Here is a 14,332-nt window from a genome sequence, read left to right on the forward strand (position 1 = left end):
ATGACTTATTGCGATTCCAAACTCAAAATATTTACTTGTAACTCCAATCCGAAGTTAGCCCACCAGATTGCGGACTACATCGGAATCCCAATGGGGGAATCCCATACCACATCGTTTAGTGATGGTGAAATCCAGGTTAAGCTGTCGGAAAGCGTACGCGGCTGTCATGTGTATGTTGTACAGTCCACTTGTCTGCCGGTTAACGATAATTTGATGGAGCTATTGGTTATGATTGATGCACTTAAACGCGCTTCTGCGAAAAGCATCAATGTCGTTATGCCATATTACGGTTATGCTCGTCAGGATCGTAAAGCCCGTTCGCGTGATCCGATTACAGCGAAGCTTGTGGCCAACCTGATTGAAAAGGCAGGAGCTCACCGCGTAATCAGTATGGATTTGCATGCCATGCAGATTCAGGGATTCTTTGATATTCCAGTGGATCATATGCTGGGAGCGCCAATTTTGGCCCAATATTTCCGTTCCAAACAAATTGAGAACCCGATTGTCGTTTCACCCGATCATGGCGGGGTTGTTCGTGCGCGCAAGCTGGCGGACTTCCTGAGTGCGCCGCTCGCTATTATTGATAAGCGTCGTCCAGAGCCAAATGTCAGTGAAGTCATGAACATTATCGGGAACATCGAAGGAAAAACGGCTATTTTAATTGATGATATCATTGATACAGCCGGAACGATTGTGTTGGGGGCAAATGCGCTTAAAGAGGGCGGCGTCAAAGACGTATATGCGTGCTGTACACATGCCGTGCTGTCCGGTCCTGCGATGGAAAGACTGGAGAATTCGCCATTAAAAGAGGTGGTCGTGACGGATACTATTCCGATCGTTCACCCGAATCCGACAAGCAAGCTGAAGGTACTGTCTGTGGCCCCGTTAATGGGAGAAGCCATCATCCGTGTGCATGAAGAATTGTCGATCAGCAAACTGTTTGAAATCGAATAGCGCTGGCTCATTAAAAAAGGGGTTGCTTTTTCCATACGGAAAAGGTAACCCCTATCAGCATGTCAGGCTAAAAGCCTGGCCGAGAAATAAATGTAAAGCGTTGACGATTGTATAGCGTGTCCTCTATTTCGACAAAATGCTCATTAAAACGTGCAATGATGCCAATCTGGATGTGTACATTCCCGTCATAAATCTGGACAGGAACGGAATGTTTTAAATGATATAGAAAATGGCTGTCGTATAAGAGGATATCACCCTGATTGAGCATACCGGCACGCACCTTCCTGTTCAATATAACTATTTTACCAAAAAATAAAGACTTCGAAAGAGGGTGTGATGGTTAATGAAGTGGATTGTAGGATTGGGCAACCCCGGTCCCCAATACGAGAAAACGAGACATAATGTGGGGTTTATGGCGTTAGATGCACTTGCCTCACGTCATAACATCCAGATCAATCAAAGCAAGTGTAAGGCGTTGATTGGAGAGGGGCATATCGGCGGCGTAAAAACCGTACTGATCAAGCCAATGACGTATATGAATCTCTCAGGCGAGTCTTTGCGTGCTTATATGGACTACTATAAAGCGGACCTCGAAGATTTGATCGTCGTGTATGATGATCTGGATACAGAGGTTGGTAAAATAAGATTGCGTTACCAAGGTAGCGCAGGCGGCCATAACGGCATCAAATCGATCATTCAGCATACAGGAACACAGTCCTTCAACCGGATTCGCATGGGCATTTCCCGCCCAGAGCCTGGACATGCTATTGTCGATTACGTTCTGGGGACATTCCCCAAGAAGGAAAAGGATTTGTTGAACGGTATGATAGAGGATACGTGCAACGCCCTGGAATATAGCTTGAGTCATCCTTTTGAACGAACGATGGCTGAATTCAATAAGTAGTTCAGGCAGAGGCAGACGGGCTTAAATGGAAGATTGTTGGACATACTGAAAGGTATAGAAAACTTTCAGGAGGCATATACATTACATGATTGTTAATTATGTATGCAGACATTGTCGAACTTTCTTGGGACGCATTGATTCCGCGGCAGTAACCGAAGAAAGGTTGGGCTTCCATTCCTTGACCCCTGCCGAGCGTAGAGATATAATAGCGTATAATTCGGGCGGCGAAGTGACTGTCAAAGTCATTTGCGAGCATTGCAGTCAAGCGCTGGAAAATAATCCAGAGCTGAGTTTGCTCACAAATCCGCTCCAATAACAGGTATTCAACTGGTCAGATGTACCAGCTTGAGAGGTGAAGCGGATTTTTCGCTTATGGAGCCTTGGCAGCATTGCTGAGGCTTCTTTTTCGGTTTACATGTAACTATTTATAAGCATAAAGGGGTGCCTTTTTTGTTACAAGCACTTATTCAGGCTTTTACGAAGGATGCTGATTATGCATCCATTGCAGCAGGCATATCATCAGGCATGAAGGAACAGCTGATATCGGGTTTATCAGGCTCTTCAAGGCAGGTACTGATGGCCGCGCTTGCCGAAGATACCGGGCGACCGTTAATGGTCATGACGCACAATATGTTTTCCGCTCAAAAAATAGCAGATGATTTGCAGGAAGCGCTTTCTCCTGATCAGGTTTTACTGTACCCTGCTAACGAACTGGTAGCTGCTGAAGCAGCGATATCCAGTCCAGAGACATTATCCCAACGAATTGACGTATTGATACGATGCGCCCAGGGTTTCCGTGGGGTTGTTGTTGTGCCTTTTTCCGGTGTTCGGCGTTTACTGCCGGTTCCGGAAACATGGCGTGAGGCTCGTATCGAGCTGAAAGAAGGCGAGACGATTCAGCTAGAATCGTTTTTGCTGCATATGGTTGAAATGGGATACCAGCGTGTAGAGCGTGTAGAGTCACGTGGTGAGATGAGTGTACGCGGGGGAATTATTGATTTCTATCCGATGACAACCCGTTGGGGCTATCGTGTAGAGCTGTTTGATGATGAAATTGACTCTATCCGTATGTTTGATCCGCAGGATCAGCGTTCAGTAGAAAAGGTACAGAATGTGATCGTAACGCCGTGCAAGGAAGTTATTGCCAGCAACCAGCGTATGGATCAGGCGGCGGATGCCGCTGCCATTCTACTGGAGGAGCAGCTGGGCAAAATGAGTGATCGTCAAGCCAAGCAGCATCTGAAAGAAGAGATTCATCGTGAAATTGAGCTGCTACGTGAGCATGTGTATTTTGACGAAATCTATAAATATATCTCTCTTCTGTATCCTGAGCGCAAAACCTTGGCAGATTACATGCCGGAGGATACGATCCTGGTGATTGACGAACCGGCGCGAATGCTGGAAACAGCCAAACAACTGGAGCGGGACGAGTCTGAATGGAATCTGCATTTGCTTCAAAACGGTAAAACGTTACCGCAATTAGAGCTGTCGGATAACTCGGATAATCTGTTGTACAATCGGAGATTTCAGACCCTGTTCCTGTCGATCTTCCTCCGTCAGGTTCCGCATACCCAGCCGCAAAATATTTTGAATTTCATATGCCGAGGCATGCAGGATTTCCACGGTCAAATGAATGTGCTTAAGACGGAAATGGATCGTTGGCGCAAGGCGGGTACACAAGTTATGATGCTGGCAAGTGGCGATGAACGACTGGATCGGATGCGTCGGGTGCTTCAAGACTACGGTATTGATGAGCCTACGATGGCTATTGGCAATCTGCAAAGCGGCTTTGAGATGCCATCTATTCATTTGGCGGTCATTACCGAGGGCGAAATGTTCTCTCAGAAGCAGCGCAAAGCGCGTAAGCAGGGCCGCCATGTGGACAACGCTGAACGGATTAAGAGCTACAGCGAGCTGAAGGTGGGCGATTATGTCGTACACCAGAATCATGGGATCGGGAAATACATGGGGATCGGCACGCTGGAGGTTGGCGGTATCCATAAGGATTACATGCACATTCTCTATGCGGGCGGCGATAAGCTGTCTGTGCCGATTGAACAGATTGATCTGATTCAGAAGTATGTTGGCTCGGAGGACAAAGAGCCCAAGATTTATAAGCTGGGCGGCAATGAGTGGACACGAGTTAAAAGTAAGGTGCGCAGCTCGGTTCAGGACATTGCGGATGACTTGATCAAGCTGTATGCAGAGCGCCAATCGGCACCGGGGTTTGCTTTTGAAAAGGATTCACCGGAGCAGCAGGAATTTGAGGATATGTTCCCGTATGAAGAGACCCGTGACCAGGTTCGGGCTATTGAAGAAATTAAGAAGGACATGGAGCAGAGCCGTCCGATGGATCGTTTGCTGTGCGGCGATGTAGGCTACGGCAAGACCGAAGTCGCTATTCGGGCTGCCTTTAAGTCTGCTATTGAGGGCAAACAGGTAGCGGTGCTGGTACCAACGACGATTTTGGCACAGCAGCATTATGAGACGTTCCGTGAACGTTTTTCCGGGTATCCGTTCAACATTCAGGTGTTGAGCCGTTTCCGTTCGCGCAAAGAACAGAATGAGACGACCAAGGGAGTTCGACAAGGCACTGTTGATATCGTCATCGGAACCCACCGTCTACTTTCACAGGATCTGGTGTTTAAGGATCTGGGGCTGCTGATTGTCGATGAGGAGCAACGTTTTGGCGTGACCCACAAGGAAAAGCTGAAAAAGCTGAAAACGAATGTAGACGTATTGACGTTAACGGCTACGCCTATCCCGCGTACGTTGCATATGTCCATGCTGGGTGTGCGTGACCTGTCGGTCATTGAGACCCCGCCGGAAAACCGTTTTCCGGTGCAGACTTATGTGGTTGAGCACAGCCAGACGCTGGTACGCGAGGCCATTGAACGTGAGATGGCACGTGGAGGGCAGGTATATTACCTGTACAATCGTGTGCAGGGCATTCAGGAAATGGCTGCAGAGATCAATGCGCTCGTGCCGGAGGCCAAGGTGGGTGTAGGCCATGGACAAATGTCGGAAACCGAGCTGGAGAAGACGATTTTGGACTTCCTGGATGGTGAATATGATGTATTGGTCAGCACCAGCATTATCGAAACCGGAGTGGATATCCCGAATGTGAATACGCTCATTGTGCATGATGCTGATAAAATGGGGCTGTCCCAGCTTTATCAGCTCCGTGGCCGTGTAGGCCGTTCTAACCGGATCGCCTATGCTTATTTCACGTACCAGCGGGATAAGGTGCTAACGGAAGTAGCGGAGAAGCGTCTTCAGTCTATCAAGGAGTTTACGGAGCTGGGCTCCGGGTTCAAGATTGCAATGCGCGACTTGTCCATTCGCGGAGCGGGTAACTTGCTGGGCGCAGAGCAGCATGGATTCATCGCATCCGTCGGTTTTGACCTTTATTCGCAAATGCTCGCTGAGGAGATTAATAAACGTAAAGTCAGCGTGCTTGGAGAAGAGGACCTGTCGAATCGGAATTGGAGTACGTCGATTGATTTGAGCGTCGATGCTTACCTGCCGGGAGACTATATTTATGACAGTATTCAGAAGATTGAAATTTATAAAAAGGTTGCGGCAGTCAGTACCTTTGACGAGGCTTCCGAGCTGGAGGATGAACTGGTCGATCGGTTTGGCGATCTGCCGGAGGCTGTGCGTCATTTGTTGGCCGTGGCCCGTCTCAAGGTATATGGGCGCATGTATGGCATCGAGTCCATTGTCCAACGGGATGACAATATGGTGTTGAAGTTTCATGAAGGGCGCCAGCAGGCGCTACAGACTGCCAAGCTTGCCGAAATTGGCAATCGCTTTGAAAGACGTGTACAATTTGAACAGGGCACTTCTATGAGCGCACGCATAAAGGGTAAGGGTCTAAATGATGCACAGCTGCTAGAGCTGTTGGAGCAATTTTTGAGTGCATTGAAAGAAGCATTCACATTGAAGGAGGAACTGCAAAATGTCACAACTAAATAAAAGAAAACCTTGGAGAATGCTCTCCTTGGGCATGGCAGCACTGCTGGCTATATCTGTGCTGGCAGCTTGTACCAAGCAGGCTGACGAGAGTAAAGTCAAAGAAGGGCCAAAGGACAACAGTAAGACTGTCGTTACCTATACGGGCGGAACCATTACGGAAAATGAGTTCAACCAAGAAATCAGCATGATGAAATTTTTGTACCCGGAGTATGAAGCTGCGTTAGCTTCGGATCAGGTGCGGGAGCAAATTGCAAAGCAGGAAGTAGTGTACAAGCTTCTGGCGGCCAAAGCGGATGACAAGTCCAAGGAACAGGGTGCCAAGGAAGGGAACGAACAGCTGGAGCAGTATAAAAAGTCGGTCGGAGAAGATAAGTTCAAGAAGTTTTTAAGTGATAAAAAGCTGACTGAACAAGGTGTGAAAGATTACTTTACGCGCGTAATGACCGTAATCAACAGTGAAACGAACAAAGTAACAGACGATCAGTTGAAGCAGGAATTTGAGAAAAATAAAGATCAATTCACGACGGCAAGCGTGCGCCATGTGTTGATTAATTTCCAAGATCCAAAAACGAAGAAGGAACGCAATAAAGAAGATGCCCTCAAGCTGGCTAAAGAAGTGAAGGCAAAGCTGGACGGAGGAGCGGATTTTGCGACGATTGCCAAAAAATATTCAGAAGACCCAGGCTCTGCGTCTAATGGTGGTCTGTATGAAAATGCATCCGTAGCACAATGGGTACCTGCTTTTAAAAAGGCAGCCGAAACCCAGCCGATTAACAAAATCGGTGATCCGGTGGAAACGGAATACGGATATCACATCATCAAAGTGGAATCCCGCAATGAGCCTACGTTTGAAAAATTGAAGGACAACGAAAAGGCTGCCCTGAAAAACAAACTGGCCGGGGAAAGTATCCAAAGCTTTACGGACAAAGAATTGGCTAAGCTTAATTTGAAAATGAATCTGCCGAAGGCACCTGCCGCGGAAGAGAAAAGCGGCACTACTTCGGGCATCGGCAGCACGACTGCACCAAGCGGAACAACAGGTGGCACCAGTGATACCAAGGCAGGAACAGCCAAAGATGGGGCTACAAACGAAGGTAAATAACTGAACATGCATAAGGAATTGGGAACAGATGAATACTATGGTCAGATATCACCATAAACACCATGACCGTGACGTTCTTCGTGACCGCTTCCGGGGGAGTGGAAGCGTCTTTCGATACCGTCAGTAGTTGACTAAATTCTTCTTGGGAAAGTGGGGCAACATGTGAAATGAAAGCTACTGGTATAGTTCGCCGTATTGATGACCTTGGGCGCGTGGTTATTCCGAAGGAAATTCGCCGCACCTTGAGAATTCGTGAAGGAGATCCGCTCGAGATTTTTGTGGATCGTGACGGAGAAGTCATTTTGAAAAAGTATTCACCTATCGGTGAGCTTGGTGATTTCGCCAAAGAATATGCTGAGTCCCTGTTTGAAAGCACAGGCCATATTACGATGATTACTGATCGAGACACCATTATTACGGTGGCTGGGGGCTCCAAAAAAGAGTTCTTGGACAAGCCGATCGGCAGCATTATCGAAAATAGTATGGATAATCGCAAAACGGTGCTGGAAACAACCAGCGGCTCCTATGAGCTAACCCGTGACCACGAAGAAACAATCTCGTCCTTTGTGACGGCTCCCATTGTTTCCGGTGGTGATCCCATTGGTTCGGTTATTTTGCTGAACAAGGACGAGAAAGTAAAAATGTCCGAAATGGAGATCAAAATGGCCGAAACGGCCGCTGGCTTCCTGGGCAAGCAAATGGAGCAGTAACACCCCGTTTTACCCCTGTATGGCGCACAGGATGGCGTAAGCCGTCCTCCGCTGTACAGGGCTTTTTTCTTTCCAGGAGAAGAGGCGGTATAATAGGAATCGTGAAAGAGGCATATTTCAGGTAGGAGTGGAGACGGGGAATGCAGGAAAATCGCGCCGCTTCGCGGTTGCTACGGGGTGCTGTCATTTTGACACTGGCGGCGGTAGCGAGCAAGCTGATCGGCACATTGCAAAAAATTCCGCTACAAAATATCGGCGGCGACGGTGTGTTTGGTATTTATAATACGGTTTATCCTTTTTACACGCTGTTAATTACCATTGCAGCTGCTGGATTTCCGGCAGCGATATCCAAATTTGTAGCTGAGTATGAGGCGGTGGGAAATCAGGCAGCAGGGCAACGGGTTGCTCGGCTATCTTCGCTTGTATTGGGCATCTTTGGTTTGGTTCTAGGGGTGCTGATGTATACGTGTGCGCCGCTAATCAGTCTGTGGATCGATAATGCTCATGTCATACCCTCGGTGAGGGCGGCGGCGGTTGCTTTTTTGTTCGTGCCGGTTATGGCAGGGCTGAGGGGATATTTTCAAGGCTTGCAAAATATGATCCCGACCGCTGTCTCTCAAGTGACGGAGCAGGCGGTACGGGTAAGTGTGATGATCATACTGCTGCTGCTCATGCTGTCGCAAGGAGCGGGCGCAGATATGATTGCCGCCGGAGCTGTGTTTGGTTCAGCCGCTGGCGGTGCAGCAGGGTTGGTCGTCATGCTGTTATTCTGGCGCAACCACAGGAGGAAGCCTCAAAGCCAGGGGAGGTCGCCTGAACAGGTCTCGCAGGCCGTTGGGAAGATAGAACAAAGGGGCATACAGGAGACTGCATCTGGGCGTGCTGACGTCCTGAAAACAACGACGGGCCATTTGGCGAGTGGCAGTCGTGCTGTCGTATCCGGTGTGCTCGAGAGTGCAGCCGGGACAATGCAGGAACGGGCTGGAGTAGCCCACCGTACTGAGAGCTATGGCTCTTTGCTAAAAGCATTGCTGCGTTATGCCTTGCCTGTTTGCCTTGGAGCGCTGGCCGTTCCGTTAATTAGTCTGGTAGACACGTTTACCGTCCCCCGCTTGTTAAAGCAGGAGGGCTTGGACGATACGGCGGCTATGGTGGCCTTCGGTGTCTATAACCGGGGTCTGCCGCTCGTACAACTGGTCATGATGTTTGCCACCACCCTGTCGGCATTGTTCATCCCATCGCTGGCAGAGGCCCGGGTGACCGGTGGCACGGAGCTGGCCCGCCGTCAGTGCGAGCAATCGCTACGCTGGTTTTGGCTGCTGGGGCTGGCCGCTGCGACAGGCTTGGTCGTGCTGGCCGTACCCGTTAATGTTATGCTGTACGCGGACGATACCGGCAGCGAGATCATGCGCTGGATGGCGCTGACCGCCGTAGGCGGTACGCTCAGCATCATCTCGGCTGCGCTGCTGCAAGGGCTTGGCGCAGTTCGCGCGCCAGCTCTGGCGATGCTCGCTGCCGCCGCAGCCAAAGCGCTGCTGAACTGGCTGCTTGTGCCGGAGCTCGGCACGGCTGGAGCCGCCATCGCGGGAGCCGTCGCCTATTTGCTGGCGGCGGTGATCAACATCGCGCTGCTGGCCCGTCTCGTGGGCCTGCGCGGAAGCTGGTCCGCCAGCGTGCTCAAGCCGGCGGCGCTGCTGATCGCCTTAGCCTGCGCAGCTATAGCGGCGTCGTGGGGCATCGGCGCTGTGCTGGGTGCCTTGGGCTGGACCGCTGGCGGCCGTGCCACAGCAGCAGCGGAAAGCCTGCTGGGCGTAGCAGCAGGCGCCGTGGTGTTCGTGATCGGCCTCGCTCGCTTGCGGCTGATCACGGAGGCTGAGCTTGTGGCAGTGCCCAAGCTCGGACGCCCGCTGGCAGCCGTGCTGCGCCGGCTGCGCGTGCTGGCATAGCCTTGGCAATGCCGCTTACGGAACAGAGCGGCATTGCCATTTTATGAGCCTATACAACTTTGTGGTATAGTAAATGCCAAAGCAAAGGAAGCAGAAGTGGGATGCGCTGTGTGTTTTCGGAGCATGCCTTGTTTCTGCGGAACGGAGGATTGGATATGAGCGTAACATTAACGGTCGTAGGCTTGGGCTCGGGAGATCCCGATCAGCTTACGATAGGGATATTGAACAAAATGCGGGGCGCTTCGGCGCTGTATCTGCGGACAAGGGAGCATCCGGCGGTTAAAGTGCTGGATGAGTTTGAAGTGGCTTTTGAGTCGTTTGACACGGTGTATGAGACAAAGGAATCTTTTCCAGAGGTATATGAGGAAATTACCAGCCAATTGATTGCAGTGGCTGCTAAGGCGGCGGACGGAAGCGAAATTGTCTATGCGGTTCCCGGTCACCCGATGGTGGCTGAAGCAGCGGTACAGCTGCTTAAGGAACGTTGTCCTGGGGAGGGCATTGAGCTGAACATCCTCGGTGGCGAAAGCTTTCTGGATGAAGCTTTTGTACGTCTTGGATTTGATCCGATTGAGGGTTTCCAACTGCTCGATGCGGGTACACTGGATGCGAGTTGGCTTCAGCCTCAGCTACATACGCTGATCGGACAAGTGTATGACACCTTTACTGCATCCGATGTGAAGCTGTGTCTGATGGAACGTTATCCTGACGATTACGAAGTGTATGTCGGTCACGCTCTTGGGGTAGAAGGTGAGGAAACGGTACATAAGGTGCCTCTGTACGAGCTGGATCGGGTGGAGGGCTACGGAAACCTGTCTCTGGTGTATATACCCCGTAGTGAGGATGAAGCGCTCAAACGGCGATCTTTTGACCGTCTGCACGAGATTGTCGATATTTTACGCAGCCCGGAAGGGTGTCCGTGGGATCGTGAACAGACCCATCAGTCCATCCGCAAAAATCTGATTGAGGAAACGTATGAAGTCATCGAAACGATAGATGAGGATGACCCTGAGCATATGAAGGAAGAGCTGGGCGACTTGTTGCTGCAAATTTTGCTGCATGCTCAAATGGAAGAGGAAGTTGGAACCTTCAATGTGTATGACGTGATTCAAGGACTGAATGATAAGCTCATTTTCCGCCATCCGCACGTATTTGGTGACAACCAGGCGAATGATGCGGAAGAGGCGCTGCAAAACTGGGAGCAGATGAAAGCCGAGGAAAAACGGCTTAAAGGGACAGCGTCCGCACAGCCTTCTGTACTCGATGGTGTCCCACGTGATTTGCCTGCGCTCATGAAATCATACAAGCTTCAGAAAAAAGCAGCTAAAGTGGGCTTCAACTGGGATAGCATCGAAGGTGTATTTGACAAACTGGACGAAGAAGTGGCTGAATTGAAGGAGGCGGTCCGTGAAGGCCATTCCGTAGAAGCGCAATTGCTGGAGCTAGGTGATGTATTATTCGTTGCTGTGAATGCAGCTCGATTTATGGAAGTAGACCCCGAAGAGGCGTTGTCTGCCACCAATCGAAAATTTGTAAAACGATTCCAGTATATTGAGCAAAAATTACGCGAGCAGGGACGTCGTCCTGAGGACAGCAGCGTAGAAGAAATGGAAACCTACTGGCAGGAAGCGAAAAAGCTCCTTGACAGAGCTTGATCACACCGCCCTTTTGAACAATGATTCGGTCAGAAAGCGACAGAAGACACAGGTAAAGAGAGGCAACCTATGGACTGCACAGGCCAGCAAAGGAGGCGTGTGCAGGGTTAAAAACATGCCTGGTTTGAGAAGACTTGCCAATGGGGAGCGTTTTGTAGTAGGATGTTGGCTTAACTGGGGTCCAATAAAAAAACGCCTGCTATTGCAGGATTTTTAGGGACAAGCCAGAATAACTTGTAGTAATTCTGAAAATAACTGTAGCTTACAGACAAACGTGTTACAGTTGAATTCAGAGAGGCTTCGGCCGCAGCTTGACCTCACGTCTGCTCCAGGTATGGACATGCAGCGTGATGATTACTTTTTGATATTTGGGAGGCTTTTATCTTATGAACAAGACAGATTTGATCAACAATATTTCCAGCAAAAGCGGTTTGAGCAAACGTGACGTTGAAGCTGTATTGAATGGCGTTCTTGGTGAAATTACAGATGCACTCGCTAGTGGCGACAAAGTGCAACTGATCGGCTTTGGTACTTTCGAAACGCGTAAACGTTCCAGCCGTACAGGTCGCAACCCACAAACTGGCAACACGATTGAAATTCCAGAATCGACCGTTCCTGCTTTTAAAGCCGGTAATAAGCTTAAAGAAGCCGTTAACTAATGCGTCTTGATAAATTCTTGAAAGTCTCGCGGCTGATTAAGCGGCGTACCGTAGCCAAGGATGTCTCCGAACAGGGGAGAGTGGTGGTGAACGGACGCGAAGCCAAGCCGAGCAGTGCGGTCAAAGTAGGCGATGAAATCACCGTCCAATTTGGCCAAAAGCTGGTGACTGTGCGAGTGGAACGGCTCGCCGACACTACACGCAAGGACGAGGCTGCAAGTATGTACACTTTGGTGAAAGAAGAGCCTATTGCCAGGGAGAGCGATTTGAACTGGTAAGCAGGCATCGAATTTTCTCATCACGCTGTACATGAAAGCACTCCTTCATCATCTGATGAAGGGGTGCTTTTTTTAGGTGATAAGCTTCCTGCTTTCAAAGCAGGCTGGTATAGAGCAAAAGCAGTTCTAAATCATATGGCTCCCCTCATAAGCTAAGAACAGAAGGAGGGGTACATGCCATGATTGAACAAGGGAAGCCCAAGCACCATGATTTGCATATGCAAAGCCGCAAGCAGCTCGATATTTCAGGCGTCAGCAATGTGGAGAGCTTTGACAGTGAAGAGTTTCTGCTTCAGACCGAGCTGGGCCATCTCACCATTCGCGGACAACATTTACATATCAAAAACCTCAGTCTGGAAGAGGGGCTGTTGTCCATTGAAGGTCAGATTAATTCCCTCGTCTACCTGGAGCCCGGGGCCCCAGCCAAAAATGGAAAAAGCCTATTCGGCAAGCTCTTCAAATGAATCCTTACACACAATGGCTGACGTTGACATGGATGCTGCTGTCGGGCATTGCAATGGGAGTGGTGTTTGACAGCTACCGGGTGCTGTCCATCCGCTTTCATTTTGCCCGTTGGAGCGTTCATATGTTGGACGTGCTGTACTGGGTGGCCTCGGCGCTGTTTATTTTCCGTGTGCTGTACGCGAGCAATCGCGGTGAGCTGCGGTTTTATGTCTTTTTAGGACTACTTTTGGGGGTTTGGCTCTATTTTTGGGCCTTTAGTGTTACAACCCAACGTTTTGTGGTAATGTTATTAGAGATAGTCCGCAGACTGACGTTGATCGTGAACAGCATACTGCGCATCCTGATTGTTCTTCCGGTGTTGGCGCTGTATCGGCTGGTACGCAAGCTGGTCGGATGGACATGGGCACTTATTGTGTTCCTGGGAAGGATGCTGATATACATCTTGATGCCAGTTTGGAAGCCGATCCTATGGCTGATCGGTCCACTCAAAGCGCGCTGGAGGACTCCAGAATCGCTCGTGAAGCTCGGCATCAGAGTGAAAAACACAGCAAAAAGATGGTTTGGAAGGAGGTAGTATCATGCGTAATTCGTCTGTAGATCGCCATTCATCTCCTACGTCCAAGTCCAACGCGGGCGGGCGCAGGCGAATCATGATTTGGTTGCTATCGCTTGCCGCCTTTGGTAGTTGGGCTATTTTCACCTTTTTTTCACAAGGGATGATTATGGCTGATCGAAGTGAACAGCTCACCCAGAAGGAAAAGCAAAAGCAAGCTGCTACACAAAAAGAACAACAGCTTCAAACCGAAGTGAATCGTCTCAAAGACCCCGAGTACATTGGAGAGATTGCCAGAAGCAAGTACGGTCTCTACAAACCGGAAGAGACGCCAATCATCGGAGATCAGAAATAGGAGCATTATCAGGCCAATGCTTAGTTGACCTTAGTTCCGCCATTTTGTATAATCAAATCACCACAGCGGGATTTTTTTGCAAAAAATCGGTTGTATATTTTAAGGGAGGATCATTTTATTCTATGGCAATTGAAGTGGGCACCAAGTTAGAGGGCAAAGTGACAGGCATCACGCATTTTGGAGCATTTGTGGATTTGTCTGGAGGTGTCACGGGTCTCGTTCACATCTCGGAAATCGCCGATAACTACGTTAAGGATGTTAACGACCACCTGAAGATTAATGATGTCGTGACGGTGAAAGTCATTAATGTTGACAAAGATGGCAAAATTGGACTTTCCATTAAGCAAACGATTGACAAGCCGGCAAGTGAAGCCCGTCCACCAAGAGCTCCAAGACCGGAGCGTACAGGAGGAACAGGCGGAGGAGACCGTTTCGGCGGCGGAGGTTCAGGTCCGAGTCAGGGACGCGGTGGTGGTGGTTTCAACCGCGATCGTGGAGGCCGTTCTTTCAAGCCTGCACCGGGTAAACCTTCATTTGAGGATAAAATGTCACGCTTCCTGAAAGATAGTGAGGAACGCATTTCGTCGCTGAAAAAGAACACCGAGGGTAAACGCGGAGGACGCGGCGCGAAGCGTGTTTAATTCACTTTGACAACCGTATCAACCATACACGGAAAACCGTACAGTCGAAAGACTGCTACGGTTTTTTTGCGTTTTACCGACAACACATGAGGCAGGCAAGCGCTGCAGGGGATGCAGGCAGCCGTCATCCTG

General features: G+C 49.7%; 15 protein-coding genes. 14 read left to right on the forward strand and 1 reads right to left on the reverse strand.

Annotation, left to right across the window (positions count from 1 at the left end):
* Entirely contained in the window at positions 1-954 is a 954-nt protein-coding gene (locus tag LCF57_RS22020; protein ID WP_010349537.1) for a ribose-phosphate diphosphokinase, read from the forward strand.
* A 67-nt stretch (positions 955-1,021) separates the two neighbouring features.
* On the opposite strand, the gene LCF57_RS22025 is transcribed toward LCF57_RS22020, so the two are convergent.
* A complete protein-coding gene (locus LCF57_RS22025) occupies positions 1,022-1,222 on the reverse strand; it encodes a hypothetical protein (RefSeq protein WP_043890646.1) in 201 nt (66 codons plus the stop codon).
* Between the two features lie 75 nt (positions 1,223-1,297).
* On the opposite strand from LCF57_RS22025, the gene pth reads away from it, so the two are divergent.
* The 13 genes from pth (at position 1,298) to LCF57_RS22090 (ending at position 14,200) form a co-directional block, all read left to right on the forward strand.
* Complete coding sequence (gene pth / locus LCF57_RS22030; RefSeq protein ID WP_226002626.1) at positions 1,298-1,858, forward strand: aminoacyl-tRNA hydrolase; 561 nt, start codon at positions 1,298-1,300, stop codon at positions 1,856-1,858.
* Between the two features lie 85 nt (positions 1,859-1,943).
* Complete coding sequence (locus tag LCF57_RS22035) at positions 1,944-2,174, forward strand: anti-sigma-F factor Fin family protein (protein ID WP_226002627.1); 231 nt, start codon at positions 1,944-1,946, stop codon at positions 2,172-2,174.
* 134 nt (positions 2,175-2,308) lie between these two features.
* Positions 2,309-5,836 carry a transcription-repair coupling factor gene (gene mfd / locus LCF57_RS22040; RefSeq protein WP_226002628.1) on the forward strand — a complete coding sequence of 1,176 codons (3,528 nt, stop codon included), beginning with the start codon at positions 2,309-2,311 and terminating at the stop codon, positions 5,834-5,836.
* Complete coding sequence (locus LCF57_RS22045) at positions 5,820-6,938, forward strand: peptidylprolyl isomerase (RefSeq protein ID WP_226002629.1); 1,119 nt, start codon at positions 5,820-5,822, stop codon at positions 6,936-6,938. Before mfd ends, LCF57_RS22045 begins: the two co-directional genes overlap by 17 nt.
* 167 nt (positions 6,939-7,105) lie before the next feature.
* Positions 7,106-7,648, forward strand: a complete 543-nt coding sequence (spoVT, locus tag LCF57_RS22050; protein WP_226002630.1) for a stage V sporulation protein T — start codon at positions 7,106-7,108, stop codon at positions 7,646-7,648.
* Positions 7,649-7,788: 140 nt separating this feature from the next.
* Positions 7,789-9,594, forward strand: coding sequence for a polysaccharide biosynthesis protein (locus LCF57_RS22055; RefSeq protein ID WP_226002631.1), 1,806 nt, complete (start codon positions 7,789-7,791; stop codon positions 9,592-9,594).
* A 155-nt stretch (positions 9,595-9,749) separates the two neighbouring features.
* Positions 9,750-11,249, forward strand: a complete 1,500-nt coding sequence (mazG, locus tag LCF57_RS22060; RefSeq protein ID WP_226002632.1) for a nucleoside triphosphate pyrophosphohydrolase — start codon at positions 9,750-9,752, stop codon at positions 11,247-11,249.
* Between the two features lie 386 nt (positions 11,250-11,635).
* Positions 11,636-11,908 (forward strand): HU family DNA-binding protein, encoded by a 273-nt coding sequence (locus LCF57_RS22065; RefSeq protein WP_007428028.1) that lies wholly within the window; start codon positions 11,636-11,638, stop codon positions 11,906-11,908.
* Positions 11,908-12,186: an RNA-binding S4 domain-containing protein gene (locus LCF57_RS22070; RefSeq protein ID WP_226002633.1), complete on the forward strand. Its 279-nt coding sequence runs from the start codon at positions 11,908-11,910 to the stop codon at positions 12,184-12,186. The genes LCF57_RS22065 and LCF57_RS22070 overlap by 1 nt, the downstream gene beginning before the upstream one ends.
* Before the next feature lie 179 nt (positions 12,187-12,365).
* A complete protein-coding gene (yabP, locus tag LCF57_RS22075; RefSeq protein WP_025721301.1) occupies positions 12,366-12,650 on the forward strand; it encodes a sporulation protein YabP in 285 nt (94 codons plus the stop codon).
* A complete protein-coding gene (gene yabQ, locus LCF57_RS22080) occupies positions 12,647-13,225 on the forward strand; it encodes a spore cortex biosynthesis protein YabQ (protein WP_226002634.1) in 579 nt (192 codons plus the stop codon). Before yabP ends, yabQ begins: the two co-directional genes overlap by 4 nt.
* Positions 13,226-13,229: 4 nt before the next feature.
* Positions 13,230-13,559 carry an FtsB family cell division protein gene (locus tag LCF57_RS22085; protein ID WP_226002635.1) on the forward strand — a complete coding sequence of 110 codons (330 nt, stop codon included), beginning with the start codon at positions 13,230-13,232 and terminating at the stop codon, positions 13,557-13,559.
* Between the two features lie 122 nt (positions 13,560-13,681).
* Positions 13,682-14,200, forward strand: a complete 519-nt coding sequence (locus tag LCF57_RS22090) for a S1 domain-containing RNA-binding protein (protein ID WP_025721295.1) — start codon at positions 13,682-13,684, stop codon at positions 14,198-14,200.
* The last annotated feature ends 132 nt before the right edge of the window (positions 14,201-14,332 follow it).

It is taken from the genome of Paenibacillus sp. BJ-4, assembly GCF_020404765.1.
In the GTDB taxonomy this organism is placed as follows: Bacteria; Bacillota; Bacilli; order Paenibacillales; family Paenibacillaceae; genus Paenibacillus.